The organism is Cohnella nanjingensis, assembly GCF_014212125.1.
Lineage (GTDB): Bacteria > Bacillota > Bacilli > Paenibacillales > Paenibacillaceae > Cohnella > Cohnella nanjingensis.
The window spans coordinates 79828-102285 of the sequence record NZ_JACJVP010000042.1 but is presented as its reverse complement, the minus strand read 5'-3'; the positions used below and the strand labels follow the sequence as shown (position 1 = coordinate 102285).

The following is a 22458-nucleotide window of genomic DNA, read 5'->3' as shown; positions in this document are numbered from 1 at the left end:
CCCAACCTTGCAAAAACGGGAAAGCTCGCGCAGGCGCGATGCTTTCCCGTTCGTTAGAGCGATTTGCGGATCTTCGCCGCGAGCTGCGAGAAGTGCTGGAAGTCGGATTCGCGTCCGCTCCCCCCGCCGTAGCGGGCCGCTTCGAACTGCTGCAGCACCCCTTCGAGGTCCGGCCGCAGCGAGGCGAACTTGGCGCCCCAGCGCGAGAACGACTCGCGCAGCGTGTCGTGCGCCTGCCTTTTCAGTCCTCGGCGATTCAGGAAGGACAACAGCCGCTCCATCTCCCGCACGATCCGTTGGTTCGGCGTCGAGCCGCGGTAGCGAACCTGCTGCCAGACGGCGTTCCAGGACTTGCGGCGGAGCAGCGTCCAGGCCGCGACGGAGAGCGCCAGAAGCGCTCCGACGACGGACGAGGCGATCCAGATCCACCGGCTGCCGCCGCCGGACGAAGCCGACGCGGCATCCGTCCCGTCGTCCGCGGAAGGAACGACCGGATCGTAGGTCGGCAGTTCGTCCTCGTGAATCGGCTGCGGCACGCTGAAGCCCGCGGTCGGCTCGAACGGCACCCACCCGATGCCCTCGAAGTAGATCTCGGCCCACGAATGCGCGTCCGAGTTGCGCACCGTGTACGTACCGGCGCCGCTCGGATCGGGGATGTAGCCGCCGCCCATCCGCAGATTCTCCGACTCCTGCGGATTCGAGCCCGACGTGTACCCCTTGACCCAGCGCGCCGGGAATCCGAGCGTGCGGGCCATGACGACGAAGGCGGTCGAATAATAGTCGCAGTAGCCTTCCTTGATCTCGAAGAGGAAGGCGTCCACGACGTCCTCGCTCTTCTGCCGGCTGACGTCCGGCGTATTCGTATACGGATACGTCAGCTGCAGATAGCGTTCGAGCCGCTTGGCGCGATCATAGTCGTTCGCGGCGTCGCCGGTCGCCTCCTTCGCGAGATCGGCGATCCGCTTCGGCAGGGCGTCCGGCAGCTGCAGGTACGGGGTCAGGTCGACCGAGCCGTCGTCGGCTCCGGCCTTCGTCTCGCGGAGCTTCTTGGCGTCCAGCACCAGCACCTCGGAGGTGACGGCGTAGGATTCGGGTTGTACCGGCCGCTGGAACTTCAGCTCCCACTCCTCCGGACTCCAGCTCAGCTTCGCGCTGCCGCCCACGCCTTGCAGTTCGTTAACGGTGCGCGCCGGACCGGCCGCGAACAGCACCGGGATCCGGTCTTTGCGCAGCATGGTGAACGTCTGCGATACCTTCTTGGTCTCCGCGCCTTCCGGACGGGCCGGATCCAGCGGCAGCGTCTCTTCGCCCGGCGTGACGGGCACCGTCGGCAGTCCCTTGCGGTCCGACCAGCCCTTTCCGGTGTAGATCGCTTTGGTCTCTCCGCGCCAGTAGGCCTTCTGGTCGGTAGTGACCTGCATGATCGGCGAGTAATCGAACTGGAAGCCGCCGCCGATCTTCGAGTCGTTCCGTCCGTAGCCGGACTTCGACGAGCCGGAGGAGCCGCCGGATACGCTGCTGCCGTTGCTCAGGTACCCGCCCTCTCCGGCAAAGGAAGGCACTTCTTTGTTCTGGGATTCCATCCAGATCGTATACGGGTCCTCCAGCAGGACCGGGGCCCGCGGCACCGCGATGCCCGCCAGCATGAGCAAACCGATGACGAGCACGGCCGGGACGGCGAGTTCGAACGGCCTCTCGGCCAAGGCGTCCCAGCTGTCGTAATGGCGTTCCCGCAGCTGACGCAGATGCAGGACGACAAGCCAGCCCAAGCCGGCCAGCACCGTCCACGCGATGTTCTTCCACAGCTCGAACGGGAGGAACGAATCTACCCCGGCCAAGACGAAGATCGCCGTCAGGATGAGCAGGATCGCCCGCGCGCGGGTCGTGCCCCAGACGGACAAATAATGAACGGCCAGCACGACGCCGGCGGCGAGCTCGACGTAAGGATGGAATTGGTCGACGTGGTAGGTCAGGAAGCGCCGGACTTCGTCCCACGCCCGCCAGTTCTCCGGCCATCCGTACCACTTGAACGGCGCGAAGGCGACCGTCGCGAGCAGCACCGTCAGCATCTGCATGCCGAGACGGGCAAAGTAAGCGCGGCTGATCAGCAATTCGCTGACGACAACGACGCCGAGCGTCGCATAGATGACCGCGTAGGTCTCTTCCCACCAGTAGCTCTGGAAGCACTGGATGAGCTGAAGCACAATCACGATGGCGAACAGCCGGTGAAGACGCTCGAGCACGAGGCGCCGCCAGAATCGGGTTTCGAGGGGACGGCTTTGCTTCATCATCATCGTATTCATGCCGATCCCGCCTCCATCGCCCGCGGCAGATCCTCAAGCCGAGCAACGGTACAGACCTCCCAATGCTTCGCCTGGAACAGTCGGCTCCAATGTCCGAGGCGTCTCGAGTCTTCCGAAGTGGGCGCCCGCTCGGCGATGTGGACGTGGCTCGGCGCGATCCTGCGGCTGTCCAGCGCGTCCAGAGCGACTGCGGTCGAATCGTCGGTCGACGGGCTGATCAGCACGAGATTGGCGCCGGTCTCGAACCGTTCGGCGGCCTCGTGCAGCACCTCGCCCAGTTCCCCTTGGCCGTCGGCTTCGATGTCGATCAAGTGATCCATGATCTGCTCCCGGGTGACGGGCGCGCGGCCGGCGCCGAACCAGGCCCGCTTCGCCCCCGCCGACACGAATCCGACCGGCATGCCGCGGCGCAGCGCGAGCTCGAGCAGCGAGGCCGCGACGGATACCGCGAGCTCGAAGCCGTCCGCCGTCCGGTAGGCGGCCTGGCGGCAATCCAGCACGAGCACGAACCGTGGCAGCGCTTCGCGTTCATACTCCTTGGACTTCCATTGGCCCGTCCGCGCCGTCGCGTTCCAGTGGACGCGGGACATCCGGTCCCCGTGGATATACTCGCGCACGCCGTCGATCTGGGTCGTCTCTCTCGCCCACAACGACGTGACCTTCTGCTGGAACGCCCCCGTCCGGGACCGCTTCATATGCCGCCATTCGAGCAGATCGATCGTACGGGGCATGACCCGCAGCGCCAACGGCTCCGAGAAGGAGCCTTTGTGCTCGAACAGCCCGAAGATGTCGCGCGTCGAACAATGCGTGGCGAGAAACTGGTAGCGCCCGCGGCGCAGCGGCGCCGTCTCGTAGCCGATCGCGCCGCGCCTGCGGTAATCCGGCACGAAGCTGAGTTCGTACTCCTGCGTCTCGCTGCCGGTCGCGCGCGCGAGCTTCTCGCGGACGATGATGTACGGCAGCGGCCAGAAGCCGGGGATTTGCATCTGCAGGCGCACGCGAATGCGGGAGCCGGCGGAGAGCATGCCGGACGCGCCGGCCGTCCCGTCCAGCGATCGCGCGCCCCTAACCCCGCCGATGCCGCTCCAGCGGCCGAGGAGCAGGTAGGCGCCCAGCGCGTTGATCATGACGAACAGCATCAGGGACGTCTTGCCGCCCTGAAAGACGACGAACATCAGAGATACCACGTACAGGACGGCGCAAACCCACCCGAACCGTGGAATCGGCAGCCGCATCATCGTCAGCGCTCCATCGCGACCGGCACCGGCAGCTGCCGCAGCACGTCCTGCAGCACGCTGGCCGTCGTCGCCCCCTGCATCCGCGCTTCCGAGCGCAGGTGCAGCCTATGGCCCAAAACGAGCGGCGCGGTCGCCTTGATGTCGTCGGGAAGCACGTACCCCCGATGGTTCACGAACGCGTACGCTTTGGCGCACGATGCCAGCGCCACCGAAGCCCGCGGGCTGGCGCCGAGCAGGACGGCCGGGTGGCGGCGGGTGCCGCGGATCAAGCCGACGAGATAGTCGACGACGCTGCCTTCGAGATGCACGTTCTCCGCCAGCTGCTGAATGGCGACGATATCCGCCGCCTCCGCGGCGGGCGTCAGCTGATCCGCCGCGCGCGTCGTGCCCGGCTCGAGGACGAGCCGCTTCTCCGAGGCCTCGTCCGGATAGCCCAGCGAGATCTTCATGAGGAACCGGTCCAGCTGCGCCTCGGGCAAGCTGTACGTGCCTTCGAACTCGATCGGATTCTGCGTCGCGAACAACACGAACGGCTGCGGAAGCGGATAGGTGACGCCGTCTACCGAGACGTGCCGCTCTTCCATCGCTTCGAGCAGCGCCGACTGCGTCTTGGTCGTCGCGCGGTTGATCTCGTCGGCGAGCAGCAGGTTCGCCATGACGGGGCCGGGGCGGAACACGAATTCCTCTTGCTTGGGATGATATATGGATACGCCGGTGATGTCCGTGGGGAGCAGGTCGGGATTGCATTGGATCCGGTGGAACGTGCCGCCGATCGAGCGGGCGAGCGCCTTCACGAGCTGCGTCTTGCCGGTGCCGGGCACGTCTTCGATCAGGACGTGGCCGCCCGCGACAAGCGCCGTCAACAACCAAGCGATTTCATCTTTTTTTCCAAATATACAAGATTCCATGTTATGTCTGATATGATCCAGCAATTGCATCGCTTTTTGTTGTTCCATTGCGGTCCCTCCTACGGAATCCTGCCTGGGTCATGTCGAAACTCCCTTTGATTATACCTGAAATAGGAGAGTTTCTACAATTTAGTATTCCTACAAATAAACATAGAAAAATAACCAACTCGCGCGTCGGCGGGTTGGTTAAGGGAGCGGAACCAGATTCATGGAAAGGCCTTTATTCCGTGTGGAGGAACGTCCGTTGATGTCGATTTTTCCCGGCCGAACGGTCGGGTCAGCCCTTCGGCTTGACGACCAGCGCCGCCAGGAACGAGAACACGATCGCGGCGGAGATGCCGGCGCTCGTCATCTTGAAGATGCCGGTGATGATGCCGATCCACCCGTCCCGCTGCATATCGGTCAGCGAGCCATGGACCAGCGCGTTGCCGAAGCTGGTGATCGGAACGGTCGCACCGGCCCCGGCAAAGTCGATCAGCGGGTCGTACCAGCCGAGGCCGTCGATGACGGCCCCGGCCACGACGAGCACGGCCATCGTGTGCGCCGGCGTCAGCTTGACCCAGTCGAAGAGCAGCTGCCCGATTAGACAAATGGCGCCGCCGATCAAGAATGCCCACAAATACTGCATGTTTGCCTGCCTCCTATTCGATGGTTTAGGCTTCGATCGAGACGGCGTGCGCGATGCACGGGATCGTCTCGCCTTGCTGGTAAGACAAAGGGCTCAGCAGCGCCCCGGTCGCCACGACCAGGATGCGCTTCAGCTCGCCCTTCGCGATGCGCTTCAGCAGGTGCCCGTAGGTTACGGCCGCCGAGCAGGCGCATCCGCTCCCGCCCGCCTGCACCTTCTGTTTGGCGACGTCGTAGATCATGAGCCCGCAGTCGAGGAACCGCGTCTGTTCGATCGGCACGCCGTTCCGTCGAAGCATCTCGTCGGCGATCGGGTGGCCGACGCCGGCCAGATCTCCCGTTACGATCAGATCGTAATAGCCCGGCTGGCGGCCGGTCTCCTCGAGATGGCCTTGAATCGTGTCCACCGCCGCGGGCGCCATCGCCGCTCCCATGTTGAAAGGATCCTTAATGCCCAGGTCGACGATCTTCCCGAGCGTGGCCGAGGTGATCTTGGGGCCCTGTCCCGTCTTGCCGATCACCGCCGCGCCAGCGCCCGTCACCGTATACTGCGCCGTCGGGGGCTTCTGGGAGCCGTACTCGGTCGGATAGCGGAACTGCTTCTCGGCCGTGCAGTTGTGGCTGCTCGTGCCCGCTAGCGCGTACTCGCCGGCGCCGGAGGAGACGATAAGCGACGCGAGCGCCAACGACTCCATCGAAGTTGAGCAAGCGCCGAATACGCCAAGGTACGGCGCGCCGAGCGTCCGCGCCGCGAACGTGCTGCTGATGATCTGGTTGATCAGATCGCCGCCTACATAGAAGTTGATCTTGTCCTTCGACAGCTTGGCGGTCGAGACGGCGATGTCGGAGGCTTGCTCCAAGAGCGCCCGCTCCGCCTTCTCCCAGCTCGGCTGCTGGATCTCCATATCGGGATGCACCAGATCGAAGTCGGCGGCGAGCGGCCCCGCCCCTTCGTCCGGTCCGACCACCGTTCCCGTCGCGAGGATCACCGGCGGCGTCTCGAATATCCAGGTTCGTCTGCCGTGCAGCAGCATTACCGCCACACCTCGATCAGCCAGTGGATAATGCTGACGAAGAACGCCGCTACCGTCCCGAAGACGATGACCGAACCTGCCAGCTTGAACATGTTGGCGCCGACGCCCAGCACCAACCCTTCGCTGCGGTGCTCGATGGCGGCCGACGCCATCGAGTTGGCGAATCCCGTGACCGGCACGGCGGTACCGGCTCCGGCCCATTGGGCGATCTTGTCATACACGCCCAAGCAGGTCAGGATGACGGAGATGAGGATCATCGTCGCGACGGTCGGATTGCTCGCCTCCCTCTCCGACATGTGGAACGCGGTCATGAAAAATTGCTGAACCCCTTCGCCGATCAGGCAGATCGCCCCTCCGATCAGGAACGCCCTCACGCAATTCATCCCGACGGAACGGGAAGGCTCCCGCTTCTTCGCGAACTGCTTATACTCCTTGGGGGTCATCGAGACCGGCTTGTAAGCGGGCGCATTGCCTTGGTTCACGTCTTTGGTGGTCATCTAGCGCAGGTCCCCCCTTCCAGTTAAACATGTCGTCTCACTCATTATTTGTCAGGAGAGGGGGGAGTTATGAGGGGAAAAAAATGGGGATCAGCCGTGCAGCGGGAGCCGCAAGGCAAACAAGAAGCTGCCGTTCTCGTGCGCGAATCGGATACTGCCGCCGTGCAGCTCCGCGATCTGGCGGGCGATCGTCAGCCCGAGCCCGAAGCCGGGCTGGATCCGGTCGGCGGACCGGGACGCATCCGCTTTGTAGAACCGTTCGAACAGCTGCCGTTCCTGCTCCGCCGTGACGGGATCGCCAAGGTTGCGGACGGCGATCTCGGCGCAGGCATCCGCCACCGCGACCGTCATCCGGATCTCGCCCGGCTTGACGCTGAACTTCAGGGCATTCATGAGCAGGTTGTCGAGCGCCCGCCGGATGCGATCGGGATCCGCGGCGACGTTCGCCGGCAGCCGGTCCGCATGCGTGAACCGCAAGGACGCGCCGTGCTCTGCGGCGATCGGTTCGAACTCCACGGCCATCTGCGCCGCCAAAGCCCGAACGTCGAAGATCAGGACGCGCAGCTCGGACGCGCCGTCCGTCAGCCGCGTGTATTCGAATAGGTCTTCAATGAGCTTTTTTAATTGAAGCGCCTTGTTCTCCGCGTTCTCGACGATCCGGTCGCGCTCCGCCTCGTCCCGGTAAGTCTGGTTTTTCAACAGCCCCAGATAGCCGACGATGCTCGTGAGCGGCGTCCGCAGATCGTGGGACAACCCGGTGATCAGATCCATCTTCGACTTCTCGGCGAGGCGTTCCTTTTCGATCTGCGACTCGAGCCGTTCGGCCATCGCGTTCAGGTTCGCGGCGACGTCGGTCAGCTCGTCCTGGCGCAGGACGGGCACGCGATGCTGCAGCTTGCCCTCGGCGAGCACGTTCAGGCCGTCGGCCAGCGTCCTCAGGTATTGTACGAAGGGCCGGGTAAGCAGGAAGTAGGTGAAGAAAAACGCGATGAAAAACGTCGCCAATGGCGTAAGTTGAAAAAGAAACCAGTACTTGCTGGCAGGGAAGACCGGGGTGAGCGTGGATACGGTAAAGCCCGCGATCAAGCTTAGCGTGATCGAGCCAAGCCACTTGCCGCGAATGCCCAGCCTTCGGCGCTTATTCAATTTTGTATCCGACCCCCCATACGGTCTTGATGTATTGCGGTTCCTTCGGATTCGGTTCGATCTTCTCCCGGATGTTGCGGATATGGACCATGACCGTATTGTCCGTATAGCCGAAAGGCTCCCGCCAAACGGCTTCGTAGATCTTCTCGGCGCCGAACACCTGTCCCCGCCGGCTGGCCAGCAGCGCGAGGATCGCGAACTCCAGCGGCGTCAGCGCGACGGGGCGGCCGTTCGCCGTCACCGCGTGCTTGGCTTTGTCGACGATCAGATCGCCGATCGCGATGATGTCGTCCGCCGCCTGCTCCTGGGCGGAATAGTTCTGCCTGCGGAGCTGCGCCTTGACTCTGGCCATCAGCTCCAGCGGATTGAACGGCTTCGACACGTAGTCGTCCGCGCCCGTCGTAAGGCCGGTGATCTTGTCCATGTCCGTCTCTCTGGCGGACAGCATGATGATCGGGACTTGGGAGATCTCCCGCATCTTCATGCAGGTGAGGAAGCCGTCCATCTTCGGCATCATAATATCGAGGATGACCAGACGGACGGAAGGGTCGGACCGGAGCAGCCGCAGCGCCTGCTCCCCGTCCGCCGCTTCGAGGGCGTTATAGCCTTCGTTGCGCAGATACATATGGATGACATCCCGAATCTCCGGCTCGTCGTCGACGACCAGGACGGTCTCTTTGCTCATCGGTGCCCTCCGCGGATTGTGACTTCGGCATACTCTCAATATTCCATTCGATTCGGATTTCTCCTGCACACGTAGACGAATGCGGGCGGGAAGTTGATCGGCACGAAACGCAGCGCCTGCACGTCGAAATGACGGGCGAACTGCTTGCGCATCTGCAAGGAATACTGGAACGCGACGAACTGTCCGTCCGGGGCGAGCGACTGTCGGACTTGCGACAGCAGTTGGTCGCGAAGACGCTGCTCGAAGTTGAAAAACGGCAGGCCGCTGAAGATGCAATCGAAGGCCGGCACCCCCTCCCGCCGCAGGAGCTCGGACATCTCCAGCGCGTCCGCATGACACCGGAAGTGCGGATACGCCTCCGCCAGGCGGCGCCGCATCGCCGGATTTTTCTCGAATAGATACCCGGCGGTATCGTCGTAGCGCATCTTGTCGAGACAGCGGGTGATCGCTCCCGTCCCGGCGCCCAGCTCGGCAAAAGCGCGCACTTCATTCCATTGGACCGCCCCGGCCATGCTCCGCGCCAGATAGACGGAGCTTGGGGTTAAGCTGCCGACCTGCTTCGGGTTCTCCAAAAATTTCTTCATAAACAGCCAACGCTCTTTGATCATGTTCCGCTTCTCCCCTTCATCCGATCATCCCGATCCCAAAGAACAGCAAAGTCCAAACGAGCATGCCGGCGTAGGCGTATAAGGCGAAAGTCCGGTAGCGCAGCCCGCCCGCGCCAGCGAGCAGCGGCATGACGTAGCGTACGACGGGGATGAAGAAGGCCAGCAGCAGCGCGATCGAGCCGAATCGGTCCAACAGCCGGCTGCCGCGTTCCGCATAGCGGCGCAGCCTCGCCTGCCGGATGCGGGCGATCAGGCCGGCGCCGAACAGCCGTCCCAGCGCGTATCCCGCGTTGACCGCGACGAACAGACCCGACGCGATGACCCCGTAGACCGACCAAGGGTCGAGCAGCCCGGCGTTCGCGAGCCCGCTGGCGGTGAGGATCGTAATCTCGTTCGGCACCGGAATGCCGAAGGGCCCCAAACAGAAGGCCAGAAACAAAAAAACGTAGCCCCAGCTATCGAGCATGGCGTGAATCGTCTCCGTCATCGATCGCTGCCTCCTTCATGTCCCGTTCGCTTCTCTCTGCCGATATCGCGGCTCCTCTTGAAGCCGATGGACTCAGCGTACACGGCAAATCTGAGGAACCGTCCGGGGAAAAAATGAAGGATTTCTGAAGACTCCCGCTTTTTTCTGACACCGTTCGTCCGTACAGGCACGCGTAGGCGATGACCCACATAGAATGGTAATGCTTCGTTTCGCCCGTTCGACCATTCTGCCGGAGGTGACCGATCCGTGCCCGGATTTATCACGACGCTCGCGCTATTCCTGAAGCAGCTGTCGCTGCTCGTCTCGTATGTGAAAAACAACGCGTTTCCCCAGCCTCTGACCGACGAAGAAGAAGCGCTGCATTTGTCGCGGCTGGCGGAAGGCAGCCCGCACTCGCGCAACCTGCTGATCGAACACAATCTGCGGCTCGTGGCGCACATCGTCAAGAAATTCGACAATACCGGCGAAGATCTGGAGGATCTCATCTCCATCGGGACGATCGGCCTGATCAAAGCGATCGAGAGCTTCCAAGTCGGCAAAGGCACGAAGCTCGCGACGTTCGCGGCCCGTTGCATCGAGAACGAAATTCTGATGCACCTGCGCTCGCTCAAAAAAACGCGCAAGGACGTCTCGCTCCACGACCCCATCGGAACGGACAAGGAAGGCAACGAGATCACGCTGCAAGATATTCTAGGGACCGAACCTGACGAAGTCGTCGAAAAGGTTCAGCTCAAGATCGAGAAGAGCAAAATTTATCAGAACCTGGACATTCTCGACGACCGCGAGCAGGAGGTCATTCGGGGGCGCTTCGGCCTGGACGGCGGAGGGGATGAGCGGACGCAGCGCGAGATCGCGCGGGAGCTCGGCATCTCCCGCTCGTACGTATCGCGGATCGAGAAGCGCGCCCTGATGAAGCTGTATCACGAGTTCTACAAGGCGAAGCGGTAACATCGCGCCGGTCCCCGATCCCCAAGGCAGGACGGCGCGTAGGCGACGTCGTCCGCCGGCACCCGCGATGCACGTCCGTTCCATGAAGGAAACGCAAAGCGTCCCTTATCGAGATCGATAAGGGACGCTTGTTTGGGATGCATTTCTGTCGTCTGAAGGAACGAACAGATGCAGACCCATACATCAGTGAATTTCTTCATATTATCAGAACGCACATGAACCCAAGACTTTTTTGCGCCGCGCAAAACCGCCTATTTTCATTCTGGAGGTGTCGCAAACTATAAGGCTGTTTGTCCGCCTTTCGCACCTCAGCACGGCTTTCTCGCAAATTGTCTATTTTTTTGGGCTATAGCCCTTTAACCAGCGCCGGGCGGTATTTGTAACCCGATTTTTTCGGGTTACAGCACGCTAACACACGCTCCGGCTGCATGTAACCCGATATTTTCGGGTTACAGCCTGCTATCCTACGTTCCGGCGGCATGTAACCCGATATTTTCGGGTTACAGCCTGCTATCCTACGCTCCGGCGGCACGTAACCCGATTTTTTCGGGTTACAGCCTGCTATCCCACGCTCCGGCGGCCCGTTGTATCGAATACGAAATTCTGATGCGCCTGCGCTTGCTCAAAAAAAACGCAAGGACGTCTCGCTCCACGACCCCATCGGTACGGACAAAGAAGGCAACGAGATCACGCTCCAAGATATTATACATTTGCAGTCTTCTTTTCGCTGGCCTCAAGACACGCGCTAGGCCATTCAAGGCAAATAAACGCAAAGCGTCCCTTGTCTAAATGCGACAAGGGACGCTTGATTGACAGGATGCTCCGACCGCCGTTCGGCTCTCTTTTCCAGCCCGGCTCAGTAACCGAGGGTGCTTTTCGTTTGGGCGAAAATATCGTTCGCCATCTTTGCATAGCGATCGCTGGTGATCGCTGTACATCATGGAGTAAGTGACCGGCTCGTTGGCATGAAAGGTCGTCCCCTCACCGAACGCGTAATCCTGGGCGGCTTCCAATCCGCTCGGCCCTGCGGCGGCGCTGCCCGACGGCGGCGCGCCGGTCGTCTCCTTCTCCTTGCCGCCGCCGCTCTGGCACGCTGCCAATCCAGCCGCCATCGTTGCCGCCAATACGATTCCCGCTGCTTTGCCCCATCTCTTCATACTCGTACCTCCCGTGTCGCGAACGCGAACAACCGCGTTCGCGTGACTGTCGAAGGTCCGGGCCGTCTGGTCGGCCCGGATAACGGAGACAGTACCGATTACGATTCGTACAAAGGCGAGAGCCGCAGGCTGTTCAGCGGCAAACCGTTGGCCGTCGTCGCCTCCGCCGCGGAGGCCGGCGACGTCGTCGTGCGGGCGGTGTCGCCGGGACTCCGGTCGGGCGAGCTCGGCTTGACGTCCGTTCCGCCGTTGCCGGCAAACGGCGGAGACGACGAAATTACGCTCTACGGGATCGGCTCCGCCGCCCCATTGGAAACGGGACCGAATACGATGGAGGTGCAAGCCGCCGATATTCCGGTTCGCAAGCTGGAGATTCTCTGTCCGGAGGGCAACCGGCCCCACCCAGACCAACGGAGCATCCCGATCCGGGTTCGCCTCCATCCCGCCGACGCCGCGTACCCGGACGTCCAATGGCGGATCACCAACGCGGCCGGCGTCGACGCCAACATCGCCACCCTGCAGACGAACGGCCACGAAGCCGTCGTCACGGCCTTGGGCGACGGGAATGTCTATATTCGCTGCGCCACGAACAACGGTTCCGACAAGATCAAACTGTACGCGCAAATGGAGCTGCAGATCGCAGGCCTGGGCCAGGCGCACTTGAATCCGTACGAATTCGTGTCCGCGGGCTATCATAGCGAAGCCAGCCGGAACCTGACCAACGGCAACGAACGGGGCGTCGCGACGGCGAGAGACGAGGAGAGCCGGATCGTCTTCGAGAAAGTCGACTTCGGAAGCTACGGCGCCGACGAGATCGCGCTCCCCGTCTTCTCCCTGGACGGCGAGGCGTTTCCCATCGAGATCTGGGAAGGCATCCCCGGCGAACAAGGCGCCGAACGGCTGTCCACGGTCACCTATCAGAAGCCGTCGAGATGGAATGTCTATCAGGAAGCGACTTACCGTCTGCCTCGACGATTGCAGGGCATAACTTCCCTTAGCTTCGTGCTGCGCCGGAAAATCCACCTGAAGGGATTTCAGTTCAACATGGCGGAGAAGGCTTACGCGCGTCTGAGCGCCCTAGAGAACGACCGCATTTACGGAGATTCCTTCACGCTCGCGGACGAGGCCGTCGAAAATATCGGGAACAACGTCTCCCTCGTCTTTGAGGACATGGACTTCGGAGAGAGAGGCAGCGCGAAGCTCGTCCTCTGCGGACACTCCCCTTCGGCCAACAATACCCTCCATCTCCTGTTCAGCGGACCCGAAGGCGAGAGCAAGCAGATCGTGGAGTTCGCGTATTCGGACGGTTACCGCGAACGTGAATTCGACCTGGAACGGATCGCCGGCGCCCAGACGGTCACCTTCGTGTTTTTACCGGGCAGTCATTTTCATCTGAAGTGGTTTCAATTCCGATGACCGGCCTTTCCGAGTCGGACACCGTCAAAGGTCTCGTCCGCGCGGACGGCTGGATGGATCTCGCCTCGTTTCTCGGGGTGATCCTGTTCTTCTTCGCGGAGGGGCCGCAGCGTCGGATCGGATCATGACAAACGAATGCAGGAAGTCTATAATAACAAGGTATGGTTTGCCGCTCTATATTCATTGATTCACTTGAGGTGTTGCAATTGACTTATATCGTCTACGATCTGGAGATGACGGTCCGGCGCAAAAAAGGACAGATCGCGGAAATCATCGAGATCGGCGCCGCGAAGGTGCAAGCGGTCGAAGGCGTCCTGGGCATCGCCGGCACGTTCCAATCGTTCGTCAAACCGGTCGTTGCGCCGCAGCTGACCGCGGACACCACCTCGTTCACGGGCATTACGCAGGATGACGTGAACGCGGCGGGCACGCTGGCGGACGTCGTCCGCGACTTCGCCGCCTGGATCGGATCCGAAGATTACTATCTCTGCGCCTGGGGCCCGGACGATCAGCGCCAGCTGGTCCAGGAATGCAGACAACATCATATCCCGACCGATTGGGTCGTCAATCACAACAATCTCCAGAAGATGCTCTCCAAGATCTTCAAGCTGGAGAAGCATCAGCAGATGGGGCTGAAGCCGGCGCTGGAGATGCTGGAGATCCCTTTCTCCGGCTCCCACCACCGGGCGCTGGACGACGCGCTCAATACGGCGCAGATCCTCGTCAAGCTGTTCGACCGCCTGCAATTCCGGCGCAACAAGCTGACGGAAGAGACGAAGCTCGAGTCGGAGGTCGTCTACAAGACGGACTACTTCGAGAACTTGCCGTTCGCCGGACTGGCCCGGCTCATTCCCGACGATCCCAACCCGACCTGAACTGAGAAGGGGGATATTCCGCATGACCGGCTTGACCCGGCTGCGCGGAATATCCCCCTTCTCTTGCTTAGGCGCTGCTATTCGTTCATCCATGCTTCCTTCAACAGCCTGCGCGGCGCCGCTCCCCACAAGATCAGACGCAGGGCATCCCAAGCCGCCAAGAGGAGGCGTTGAAGCTCCCAGCCCCGCCGGCCCGCCGCCATGACGACCAGTCCGAACCGGGCCGTCGCAGCGACGCTCCAGACGACGTTCGTCTCGCCCGGCATCGCCGCCTCGAGCGCGTCGTGCACGGCATCGGCCGTCTTCTGGCCGATCCGGTCGCCGAACGCCCCCAACGTTCCGACATGCGTATAATCTCCGAAGCAGCCCGGCGACGTCAGCGGCATGAATTCGGGCTGCCACCGCTGCCGCTGGTAATGGACCAACTCTCCTTCGTACGTCACGCGCATGCGGGTATCGTACGAAGCGAAGTCGAAGCACTCGCCGCGCGAGATCCGTCCGGGACAGAACACTTCGGAGACGATGCAGACGGCGTTCCGCGCCAGCTCGATCTCGGTGTCGCAAATGTAATTCGCGTCCCGGTACAGCATGACCGGCTCGGGCATCCACTCCAGGACGGCATCCGCCCCGAGCCGAAAACGCTGCTCGACCGTCGCCGCCGCATCGGGACACGGATGTACGCGCGTATACGCTTGGTTGGTCGCATAGACCCGGGCGCCCGGGTCGAGACGCCAATCGAACCGGTAGCGGTCGCCGTCCAGCAGCCCCGGCGACACGTCCATCTGCACGACCCCGAGCGCCGGCACCGGCGTATCGTCCAAGTCGAACGTCTTGGCGATCTTGAGCGGCGCCGTATGGTACCGCTCCGCAAGCGCCGGACGGCCGCCGCTCATCGTTGCCGCGGCCCGCAGCTCGGCCAAGACCGCAGAGCCGGACGGCGGCGGCTTCGTTGCGGCGGCTGCCGCGGTCGGACCGTTATCGGGTCGGGCGAAGATTGGCGATGCGGTCCCGTCGCGGTCAGACCGCGGCCGCATGCCGGCCCGCCTCCGTCTCCAGCCAGCTCACCACTTCATCCAAGCCTTGCCCGCTGAACAGGTTCGTGAACACGAACGGCTTCTCCCCCCTCATATGGCGGGAATCGTGCGCCATGACTTCCAGGCTGGCGCCGACGTGCGGCGCGAGGTCGATCTTGTTGATGATCAGCATGTCGGAACGGCTGATGCCGGGCCCGCCCTTGCGCGGAATCTTCTCGCCTTGCGCCACGTCGATAATGTAGATGAACCGGTCGACCAGCTCCGGGCTGAACGCCGCCGCCAGATTGTCGCCGCCGCTCTCGATCAAGATCAGCTCCAGGTTCGGGAAGCGGCTCTCGAGCTCCTCCACGGCTTCGAAGTTCATCGACGCGTCCTCTCGAATCGCCGTATGCGGGCACCCGCCCGTCTCGACGCCGATGATGCGCGCAGGCGGCAGGCAGCCGGAATCGGACAGGATGCGCGCGTCTTCCTTCGTATAGATATCGTTGGTGATGACGGCCAGATCCAGCTTCTCCTTCAGCGCGAGCGACAGCACCTCGACCAGCTTCGTCTTGCCCGATCCGACCGGGCCGCCGATGCCGATCCGCAGCGGGCGTCCGCCCACCAGCGCGGGCGTCTCCCATTCCGGATGCTCGTGATCGTGGTCCAAACGGTGGAAACGCAAGCGATCCCGCTCCAATCGGGTCTCGCGGCGGTGCAGGTGTTCATAGCCTCGGTTTATCATCGGAATCCCTCCAAGTTCGTGTAAATTATCTCGGGACGCGAAGCATCCCTCGCGGAGAAACGGCGAGATCGTCGAATCGTCTTCCGCCGGACGAACGAAAAGCGTTCAAGACATGAACAGGCGGGAGTACAGCCGCTCGTGGCGGATCATGGCCAGCTCGGCCAACGGCATCGCCGCATAGGCGTCGGCGGGGTCCATCTCCTTCACGGCCCGCCAGCACGCGGCCATCTCCGGGAACAGCGAGGCGAGCACCCGCTGGGCTTCCGTCTGGCCCATGGACATGAGCCGCAGGGCGGCGTTGACGCCGGTCGACGCGCATGCGTACAAGTAGCCTTCCGCAGCCCGGCCGAGCGGTACGCCGAGTCCCCGGCAGAGCACGCCGAAGGCGATCGGGTGGGTGCCGTAGCATCGCCCGGCCTGCACCGCTTCCGCGAGCGGGGCGACCGGGACGTCCGGGAACAAAGCCGGCGCGAGCTTCAACAGCCGTTTGCCCGTCTTCTCCATCCCTTCCCGGGTCTCCCGGCCGAGCCGCTGCAGGTGCGCGAGCCGCTCGATCTCATACGCGTACGAAGGATCGTCGCGCTCGGCCGAGACGTAGACCGCCTTGACGACCATCAAGTCGGACGTCGCCCAGGCGTGCCGCAGCATTCCCATCAGATAACGCCTCAGCGTGGCGGCATCCCGCACGGCCCCGTCCTGCACGAGCGATTCGAGGCCGTAGGAGTGGGCGAAGCTGCCGATCGGCAGCGCGGAATCGAGCAGCAGCTGCAGAGAGAGCCAAGAATAGCGTTCATCGTTGTCGTTCGCGTTCGCCGCTTCGCTCACGCCTTGCTCTCCCGTCAGAACAGAAAGTAACGCTGCGCCATCGGCACGACGGTCGCCGGCTCGCACGTCGCTAGCTCTCCGTCTACCGTCACCCGGTAAGTCTCCGGATCGACTTCGATGGCGGGCGTCGCGTCGTTATGGATCATGTCCTTCTTGCCGATATGCCGGCAGCCGCGGACCGGCTCCACCCGCTTCTGCAGCCCAAGCCGTTCGGCGATTCCGCCGTCGAACGCCGCTTGCGAGACGAAGGTGATCGAACTCAGCGTCAGCGACTTGCCATAGGCGGCGAACATGGGGCGTCCGAACACCGGCTGCGGCGTCGGGATCGAAGCGTTCGGATCCCCCATCTGGGCGAACGCGATGCTGCCGCCCTTCAGGACGAGATCCGGCTTGACGCCGAAGAACGCGGGCGTCCAGATGACGAGATCCGCCCACTTGCCCGTCTCCACCGAACCGACCAGATGGGAGATGCCGTGCGCGATCGCCGGATTGATCGTGAACTTGGCCACGTAGCGTTTGATCCGGTTGTTGTCGCCGTGCGCGTCGTCGCCTTCCAGCGGGCCGCGCTGCTGCTTCATCTTGTCGGCGGTCTGCCAAGTCCGCAGGATGACTTCCCCGACCCGGCCCATCGCCTGAGAGTCCGAGCTGATGATGCTGAACGCCCCGAGGTCGTGCAGAATGTCCTCCGCCGCGATCGTCTCCGGGCGAATGCGCGAGTCGGCGAACGCGACGTCTTCGGGAATGCGGCTATCGAGGTGATGGCACACCATGAGCATGTCGAGATGCTCCTCGATCGTATTGACCGTGAACGGACGGGTCGGATTCGTCGACGACGGGATGACGTTCGGCTCGGCCGCCGCCCGGATAATATCCGGCGCGTGGCCGCCGCCGGCGCCCTCGGTATGATAAGTATGGATGGTGCGTCCGCCGATCGCCCGCAGCGTATCCTCGACGAAGCCCGCCTCGTTCAGCGTATCGGTATGAATCGCCACCTGCACGTCGTACCGGTCTGCGGCCGTCAGGCAGGCGTCGATCGCGGCGGGCGTCGTGCCCCAATCCTCATGCAGCTTAAGCCCGATCGCGCCCGCTTCGATCTGTTCGATCAGCGGTGGCAGCGAAGAAGCGTTGCCTTTGCCCAGGAAACCGAGATTCATCGGGAACGCCTCGGCCGCCTCCAGCATGCGCCGCAGATGCCAAGCGCCCGGGGTGCAGGTCGTGGCGTTCGTGCCGGTCGCGGGGCCCGTGCCCCCGCCGATCATCGTCGTGACGCCGGAAGACAGCGCGGTCTCGATCTGCTGCGGGCAGATATAGTGGATATGCGTATCGATGCCGCCCGCCGTGACGATCTTGCCCTCGCCCGCGATCACTTCCGTGCTCGCCCCGACGACCATATGAGGCTCGACGCCGTCCATGATATCCGGGTTGCCCGCCTTGCCGATGCCGACGATCGCCCCGTCGCGCAAGCCGATATCGGCTTTGTAGATCCCCGAATGATCGATGACGACGGCGTTGGTGATCAGCGTATCGAGGACGCCGTCCCCGCGAACCGCCCGGCTGGACTGGCCCATGCCGTCGCGGACGACCTTCCCGCCGCCGAATTTGTTCTCGTCTCCGTAGACGGTGAAGTCCTTCTCGATGACCGCCCACAGCCCCGTATCCGCAAGGCGCACGGCGTCGCCCGTCGTCGGTCCGAACATGCCCGCATAGCTCGCCCGGTCCATCCGCATCAGCCGTTCCCTCCTCCAAGCGCTTGCCAGATCTTCAGCCGTTCGGCGACCGCCGTTGGTATCTCGCCTTCGGCTGCGCCCTCCGTCAATCGGTTTAAACCGTACGCGCGCTTCGCGCCGCCCAGCGCCGTCAAGACGACGGGCTTCTCCTCGCCCGGCTCGAACCGGACGGCCGTTCCGGCCGGAATGTTCAGACGCATCCCGAAGGCGGCGGTGCGGTCGAACGACAAGGCGCGATTCACTTCAAAAAAATGATAGTGCGATCCGACTTGAACCGGCCGATCGCCGGTGTTCGACACGACGACGCGGACGGTCGGGCGTCCGGGATTCAGCGCGATCTCTCCCGCCGCCGCCCTGATCTCTCCTGGAATCATAGTCGCTGCGTCCTCCTTCGTCAGGAAATCGGGCGGTGCACGGTCACGAGCTTCGTCCCGTCCGGGAACGTCGCTTCGGCCTGCACCTCGTGAATCATCTCGGACACGCCTTCCATCACTTGGTCCCGCGTCAGCAGGGTCGTGCCGTAAGCCATCAATTCGGCGACCGTCATCCCGTCGCGCGCCCCCTCCAGAATGGCGGAAGTGAGGATGGCGATGCATTCCGGGTAGTTGAGCTTGACGCCGCGGGCCAGTCTGCGATGGGCCAGGTCCGCCGCGACCGTAATGAGCAACTTTTCTTTTTCTCTTTCTGTCAGGTACATGTCACATCTCCTTCCCCGACTTTCTTTCATTATAGGCAGCTCCAGTCCGAAAGTAAATCATTTATGTTATGTTTTATTACATTATAAATTAAAATTTGGTTATTTTCGCTCATTACAATTCTTATTCGTCGAAATGTGACATGGTTTTCTTTTTCTCGCCGTCGCCTCTTCCGTATTTTCGACAGCCGCCGCCCTTTGCTCGTCCAGCCCTATGAACTCCACATCGATCCTCCTCGTCTAATGGGTATCAGATCATTTAGGAGGCATCCATCTGCATGAGACCACGCCGCATGGGTCTTCTGGCACTGCTGCTCGCCGGGATGGCGATCGGTTCGATCGGCTGCGAAGCCGGAGGAGCGGCCGCTCCCACCGGCGCTTCGTCCGCCGGCGAAGCTTCGTCCCCCGCAGCATCTCCGAGCGCTTCACCCGATCCGGCCGCTTCCCCTTCCGCCCCGCCCGCCGAACCGGCAACCCCCGAGCCGTCTCCCTCGCCTTCGCCCCAGGCGGAGACGGCCATCTACCGCGGTCCGGTCGAGCACTTGTTCTTCCATCCGCTCGTAGCCTTCCCGGAGCTGGCGTTCGACGGCGACCGCATCTCCAAAGGCTACGACGATTGGTTCGTCACCGTCCCTGAATTCCAAGCGATGCTGGCCGCGCTCTACGAACGGAATTATGCGCTCATCGACATTCGCAAGCTGTACGTCCCCGGCCAAGACCAAGACGGCTTGCCCACCGCCTCCGCGGCCTCCTTCTCCTTCCCCAAGGGCAAGAAGCCGCTGGTCCTGTCGGTCGACGACATCAACTACTACGACTACATGCGGCAGAACGGGAACGCCTGGAAGCTCGTGCCGGATACGGACGGACGGATCACGGCCTGGGCGAAGACGCCCGAAGGCGAAGAGAAGACTTCTCGCGCCTGGGAACTGGTACCGATCCTGGACGACTTCGTGCGGGAGCACCCCGACTTCTCCTGGCAGGGGGCCAAAGGCGTGCTCGCGCTGACCGGTTACGAAGGCGTACTCGGCTATCGGACCAACGAGCCGGACAGTCCGACTTACGCGGAGGACAAGAAAGACGCCGAAGACGTCATCCGCCGGCTGAAGGAGAGCGGCTGGACGTTCGCTTCGCACAGCTGGGGACACGTGGACGTGAACAAGGTGTCGCTGGACCGGCTCAAACAGGATGCCGCGAAGTGGAAAAACGAAGTCGAGCCGCTCGTCGGCCCGACCGACGTGTTCGTCTATCCGTACGGCAGCAGCGTCAAAGCAGACGATCCGAAGATCGCCTATCTCCGCTCGCAGGGCTTCGCCGTCTTCTGCTCGGTCGGACCGGCGCCGTACAAAGCGTTCAAGAACGGCATCTTCATGATGGACCGCCGCCATATCGACGGCATGGCGCTGCGGACGCAGCGCGCGCGGCTGGAGCCGCTGTTCGGCGACGCCCCGCCGCTCGACCCGGCCCGGGACGCCCATTGATCCGTGCCTCCGTCCGGCCTGGACCAGGAAGACCGTCGATCCGCGCCGCCGTCCGACCCGGCCTAGGAAGACCGTTGATCCTTGCCGCCATCCGACCCGGCCTAGGAAGACCGTTGATCCTTGCCGCCATCCGACCCGGACCGGGAGCCTGTAGATGCTTGCCGCCGGGGAGCCGATCCCCCAGCATCTTTTATAGCGAAAATCCTCCTTTTTGTGATAAACTCTTAAATTATATGGACTCGCTACACTACCGATTGGGGGACCTCTCATCATGGCTAAGAAAATGCGTTCCGATATGATCACAAAAGGCTTCGACCGCGCGCCTCACCGCAGCTTGCTGCGCGCCGCGGGCGTGAAGGAAGAGGACTTCGGCAAACCGTTCATCGCGGTCTGCAACTCCTACCTCGACATCGTTCCCGGACATGTCCATCTCCAGGAATTCGGCAAGATCGTGAAGGAAGCGATCCGCGAAGCGGGCGGCGTGCCGTTCGAATTCAACACGATCGGCGTCGACGACGGCATCGCCATGGGACACATCGGCATGCGCTATTCGCTCGCCAGCCGCGAGATCATCGCGGACTCGGTCGAGACGATGGTGAATGCGCACTGGTTCGACGGCATGGTCTGCATCCCGAACTGCGACAAGATCACCCCCGGCATGATGATGGCCGCCCTGCGGGTCAACATCCCGACCGTCTTCGTGAGCGGCGGACCGATGAAGGCCGGCCGCACGAGCGACGGCCGCGCGATCTCGCTGACCTCCGTCTTCGAAGGCGTAGGCGCGTATATGACGGGCAAGATCGACGAGAAGAGCCTCACCGAGCTCGAGCAATACGGCTGTCCGACCTGCGGTTCCTGCTCCGGCATGTTCACCGCCAACTCGATGAACTGCCTCGCCGAAGTGCTCGGCCTCGCGCTGCCGGGCAACGGCACGATCCTGGCCGTCGCGCCGGAACGGAGAGACTTCGTTCGCAAGTCGGCGAAGCAGCTGATGGAGCTGATCGAGAAGGACATCAAGCCGCGCGACATCGTGACGCTGGACTCGATCGACAACGCCTTCGCGCTCGACATGGCGATGGGCGGCTCCACGAACACCGTCCTGCACACGCTCGCTTTGGCGCATGAAGCCGGCATCGAGTATCCGATCGAGCGCATCAACGAAGTCGCCAAGCGCGTTCCGTACCTGTCCAAGCTCGCGCCGGCTTCCGACCACCACATCGAAGACCTGCACAACGCGGGCGGCGTCAGCGCCATCATCAACGAGCTGTTCAAGAAAGAAGGCGCGTTGACCGGCGACGTCCTCACGGTGTCCGCGAAGACGCTCCGCGAGAACGTGGAAGGCGCCGAGATTCTCGATCATGCGGTCATCCGTCCGATCGACGATCCGCATTCCAAGGAAGGCGGCCTGTCCGTCCTGTTCGGCAATCTGGCGCCGGGCGGCTCCATCATCAAAGTCGGCGCGGTAGACAAATCGGTCGGCGGCTACCACCGCGGCCCGGCGATCTGCTTCGACTCCCAGGATGAAGTGCTGCAAGGCCTTGCCGAAGGCAAAGTCAAAGAAGGCCACGTCGTCGTCATCCGCTACGAAGGACCGAAGGGCGGCCCCGGCATGCCGGAGATGCTCGCGCCTACGTCACAGATCGTCGGCATGGGTCTCGGCACCAAGGTCGGCCTGATCACCGACGGTCGATTCTCGGGCGCATCCCGCGGCATCGCCATCGGCCATATCTCCCCCGAAGCGGCTGAAGGCGGTCCGATCGCCTTCGTCGAAGACGGCGACATGATCGAGCTGGACATGAACAACCGCACGATCACCCTCGAAGTCAGCGACGAAGAGCTGGAGCGCCGTCGCGCCGACTGGAAGGGCTTCGAGCCGAAGATCAAACGCGGCTACCTGGCGCGTTACTCCGCCCTCGTCACGAACGCGAGCCGCGGCGGCGTCATGAAGATGTAAAACGGCTCGGCCAACCAAAAGGCTATCCCGATAGGTCAACACCGACCTTCGGGATAGCCTTTTTGCTTCGCTCGCCGCCGCGGGTCCCCAGAG

Annotated in this window: 23 protein-coding genes and 1 pseudogene; 7 read left to right on the top strand and 17 right to left on the bottom strand. The window is 62.8% G+C overall.

The window, feature by feature from the left end:
* Positions 1-53 precede the first annotated feature (53 nt).
* The 10 genes from H7C19_RS24920 to H7C19_RS24875 all read right to left on the bottom strand — a co-directional run bounded on the left by H7C19_RS24920 (position 54) and on the right by H7C19_RS24875 (position 9533).
* A complete protein-coding gene (locus H7C19_RS24920; RefSeq protein WP_185671782.1) occupies positions 54-2303 on the bottom strand; it encodes a transglutaminase TgpA family protein in 2250 nt (749 codons plus the stop codon).
* Positions 2300-3541 (bottom strand): DUF58 domain-containing protein, encoded by a 1242-nt coding sequence (locus H7C19_RS24915; protein WP_185671781.1) that lies wholly within the window; start codon positions 3539-3541, stop codon positions 2300-2302. Before H7C19_RS24915 ends, H7C19_RS24920 begins: the two co-directional genes overlap by 4 nt.
* 2 nt (positions 3542-3543) lie before the next feature.
* The gene (locus H7C19_RS24910; RefSeq protein WP_185671780.1) at positions 3544-4497 is read right to left on the bottom strand and encodes an AAA family ATPase; all 954 of its coding nucleotides are present in this window, start codon (positions 4495-4497) and stop codon (positions 3544-3546) included.
* Positions 4498-4726: 229 nt separating this feature from the next.
* On the bottom strand, positions 4727-5077 hold the full coding sequence (gene spoVAE, locus H7C19_RS24905) for a stage V sporulation protein AE (protein WP_185671779.1): 351 nt from the start codon (positions 5075-5077) through the stop codon (positions 4727-4729).
* Positions 5078-5102: 25 nt separating this feature from the next.
* Complete coding sequence (spoVAD, locus tag H7C19_RS24900; RefSeq protein WP_185671835.1) at positions 5103-6107, bottom strand: stage V sporulation protein AD; 1005 nt, start codon at positions 6105-6107, stop codon at positions 5103-5105.
* Positions 6108-6109: 2 nt separating this feature from the next.
* A complete protein-coding gene (gene spoVAC, locus H7C19_RS24895; RefSeq protein ID WP_185671778.1) occupies positions 6110-6607 on the bottom strand; it encodes a stage V sporulation protein AC in 498 nt (165 codons plus the stop codon).
* Between the two features lie 90 nt (positions 6608-6697).
* On the bottom strand, positions 6698-7753 hold the full coding sequence (locus H7C19_RS24890; protein ID WP_185671777.1) for a HAMP domain-containing sensor histidine kinase: 1056 nt from the start codon (positions 7751-7753) through the stop codon (positions 6698-6700).
* Positions 7746-8438, bottom strand: coding sequence for a response regulator transcription factor (locus H7C19_RS24885; protein WP_185671776.1), 693 nt, complete (start codon positions 8436-8438; stop codon positions 7746-7748). The genes H7C19_RS24890 and H7C19_RS24885 overlap by 8 nt, the downstream gene beginning before the upstream one ends.
* A 35-nt stretch (positions 8439-8473) precedes the next feature.
* A complete protein-coding gene (locus tag H7C19_RS24880) occupies positions 8474-9046 on the bottom strand; it encodes a class I SAM-dependent methyltransferase (protein ID WP_185671775.1) in 573 nt (190 codons plus the stop codon).
* Positions 9047-9062: 16 nt separating this feature from the next.
* Positions 9063-9533 carry a DedA family protein gene (locus tag H7C19_RS24875; RefSeq protein WP_185671774.1) on the bottom strand — a complete coding sequence of 157 codons (471 nt, stop codon included), beginning with the start codon at positions 9531-9533 and terminating at the stop codon, positions 9063-9065.
* A 246-nt stretch (positions 9534-9779) separates the two neighbouring features.
* Between H7C19_RS24875 and sigK the strand changes: the two genes are divergently transcribed.
* Positions 9780-10481, top strand: coding sequence for an RNA polymerase sporulation sigma factor SigK (gene sigK / locus H7C19_RS24870; RefSeq protein WP_185671773.1), 702 nt, complete (start codon positions 9780-9782; stop codon positions 10479-10481).
* Positions 10482-11057: 576 nt separating this feature from the next.
* Positions 11058-11188: pseudogene (locus H7C19_RS24865) on the top strand (RNA polymerase subunit sigma-70); the annotation flags it as partial.
* Positions 11189-11266: 78 nt separating this feature from the next.
* On the opposite strand, the gene H7C19_RS34990 reads toward H7C19_RS24865, so the two are convergent.
* On the bottom strand, positions 11267-11638 hold the full coding sequence (locus H7C19_RS34990; protein WP_246469772.1) for a hypothetical protein: 372 nt from the start codon (positions 11636-11638) through the stop codon (positions 11267-11269).
* A 42-nt stretch (positions 11639-11680) separates the two neighbouring features.
* On the opposite strand from H7C19_RS34990, the gene H7C19_RS24860 reads away from it, so the two are divergent.
* From H7C19_RS24860 to H7C19_RS24855, 3 genes are all read left to right on the top strand, one after another.
* A complete protein-coding gene (locus tag H7C19_RS24860; RefSeq protein WP_446681763.1) occupies positions 11681-13054 on the top strand; it encodes a hypothetical protein in 1374 nt (457 codons plus the stop codon).
* Complete coding sequence (locus tag H7C19_RS35335) at positions 13051-13182, top strand: hypothetical protein (protein ID WP_281384952.1); 132 nt, start codon at positions 13051-13053, stop codon at positions 13180-13182. Before H7C19_RS24860 ends, H7C19_RS35335 begins: the two co-directional genes overlap by 4 nt.
* Before the next feature lie 69 nt (positions 13183-13251).
* Positions 13252-13929 carry a 3'-5' exonuclease gene (locus H7C19_RS24855; RefSeq protein WP_313732001.1) on the top strand — a complete coding sequence of 226 codons (678 nt, stop codon included), beginning with the start codon at positions 13252-13254 and terminating at the stop codon, positions 13927-13929.
* Between the two features lie 77 nt (positions 13930-14006).
* Here H7C19_RS24855 and H7C19_RS24850 read toward each other — a convergent pair whose 3' ends face one another.
* From H7C19_RS24850 to H7C19_RS24825, 6 genes are all read right to left on the bottom strand, one after another.
* Positions 14007-14963: an urease accessory protein UreD gene (locus H7C19_RS24850; RefSeq protein WP_185671770.1), complete on the bottom strand. Its 957-nt coding sequence runs from the start codon at positions 14961-14963 to the stop codon at positions 14007-14009.
* Entirely contained in the window at positions 14947-15687 is a 741-nt protein-coding gene (ureG, locus tag H7C19_RS24845) for an urease accessory protein UreG (protein ID WP_185671769.1), read from the bottom strand. Before ureG ends, H7C19_RS24850 begins: the two co-directional genes overlap by 17 nt.
* 105 nt (positions 15688-15792) lie before the next feature.
* Positions 15793-16512 carry an urease accessory protein UreF gene (locus H7C19_RS24840; protein ID WP_313732000.1) on the bottom strand — a complete coding sequence of 240 codons (720 nt, stop codon included), beginning with the start codon at positions 16510-16512 and terminating at the stop codon, positions 15793-15795.
* 14 nt (positions 16513-16526) lie between these two features.
* Positions 16527-18242, bottom strand: a complete 1716-nt coding sequence (gene ureC, locus H7C19_RS24835; protein ID WP_281384960.1) for an urease subunit alpha — start codon at positions 18240-18242, stop codon at positions 16527-16529.
* Positions 18239-18613, bottom strand: coding sequence for an urease subunit beta (locus H7C19_RS24830; RefSeq protein WP_185671768.1), 375 nt, complete (start codon positions 18611-18613; stop codon positions 18239-18241). Before H7C19_RS24830 ends, ureC begins: the two co-directional genes overlap by 4 nt.
* Before the next feature lie 20 nt (positions 18614-18633).
* Positions 18634-18936, bottom strand: a complete 303-nt coding sequence (locus tag H7C19_RS24825; RefSeq protein ID WP_185671767.1) for an urease subunit gamma — start codon at positions 18934-18936, stop codon at positions 18634-18636.
* A 275-nt stretch (positions 18937-19211) separates the two neighbouring features.
* Between H7C19_RS24825 and H7C19_RS24820 the strand changes: the two genes are divergently transcribed.
* Positions 19212-20411: a polysaccharide deacetylase family protein gene (locus H7C19_RS24820; RefSeq protein ID WP_185671766.1), complete on the top strand. Its 1200-nt coding sequence runs from the start codon at positions 19212-19214 to the stop codon at positions 20409-20411.
* A gap of 271 nt (positions 20412-20682) precedes the next feature.
* Positions 20683-22365, top strand: coding sequence for a dihydroxy-acid dehydratase (gene ilvD, locus H7C19_RS24815; protein ID WP_185671765.1), 1683 nt, complete (start codon positions 20683-20685; stop codon positions 22363-22365).
* The last annotated feature ends 93 nt before the right edge of the window (positions 22366-22458 follow it).

Excerpts from the sequence above, each read along its gene's own strand:
- H7C19_RS34990 (WP_246469772.1), bottom strand. The coding sequence starts at position 11,638 with ATGAAGAGATGGGGCAAAGCAGCGGGAATCGTATTGGCGGCAACGATG.
- H7C19_RS24825 (WP_185671767.1), bottom strand. The coding sequence starts at position 18,936 with ATGTACCTGACAGAAAGAGAAAAAGAAAAGTTGCTCATTACGGTCGCG.
- H7C19_RS24875 (WP_185671774.1), bottom strand. The coding sequence starts at position 9,533 with ATGACGGAGACGATTCACGCCATGCTCGATAGCTGGGGCTACGTTTTT.
- H7C19_RS24820 (WP_185671766.1), top strand. The coding sequence starts at position 19,212 with ATGAGACCACGCCGCATGGGTCTTCTGGCACTGCTGCTCGCCGGGATG.
- H7C19_RS24910 (WP_185671780.1), bottom strand. The coding sequence starts at position 4,497 with ATGGAACAACAAAAAGCGATGCAATTGCTGGATCATATCAGACATAAC.
- H7C19_RS24880 (WP_185671775.1), bottom strand. The coding sequence starts at position 9,046 with ATGATCAAAGAGCGTTGGCTGTTTATGAAGAAATTTTTGGAGAACCCG.
- ureG (WP_185671769.1), bottom strand. The coding sequence starts at position 15,687 with ATGATAAACCGAGGCTATGAACACCTGCACCGCCGCGAGACCCGATTG.
- H7C19_RS24885 (WP_185671776.1), bottom strand. The coding sequence starts at position 8,438 with ATGAGCAAAGAGACCGTCCTGGTCGTCGACGACGAGCCGGAGATTCGG.
- H7C19_RS24915 (WP_185671781.1), bottom strand. The coding sequence starts at position 3,541 with ATGATGCGGCTGCCGATTCCACGGTTCGGGTGGGTTTGCGCCGTCCTG.
- ilvD (WP_185671765.1), top strand. The coding sequence starts at position 20,683 with ATGGCTAAGAAAATGCGTTCCGATATGATCACAAAAGGCTTCGACCGC.
- H7C19_RS24830 (WP_185671768.1), bottom strand. The coding sequence starts at position 18,613 with ATGATTCCAGGAGAGATCAGGGCGGCGGCGGGAGAGATCGCGCTGAAT.
- H7C19_RS35335 (WP_281384952.1), top strand. The coding sequence starts at position 13,051 with ATGACCGGCCTTTCCGAGTCGGACACCGTCAAAGGTCTCGTCCGCGCG.
- H7C19_RS24850 (WP_185671770.1), bottom strand. The coding sequence starts at position 14,963 with ATGCGGCCGCGGTCTGACCGCGACGGGACCGCATCGCCAATCTTCGCC.
- H7C19_RS24920 (WP_185671782.1), bottom strand. The coding sequence starts at position 2,303 with ATGAATACGATGATGATGAAGCAAAGCCGTCCCCTCGAAACCCGATTC.
- spoVAE (WP_185671779.1), bottom strand. The coding sequence starts at position 5,077 with ATGCAGTATTTGTGGGCATTCTTGATCGGCGGCGCCATTTGTCTAATC.
- spoVAC (WP_185671778.1), bottom strand. The coding sequence starts at position 6,607 with ATGACCACCAAAGACGTGAACCAAGGCAATGCGCCCGCTTACAAGCCG.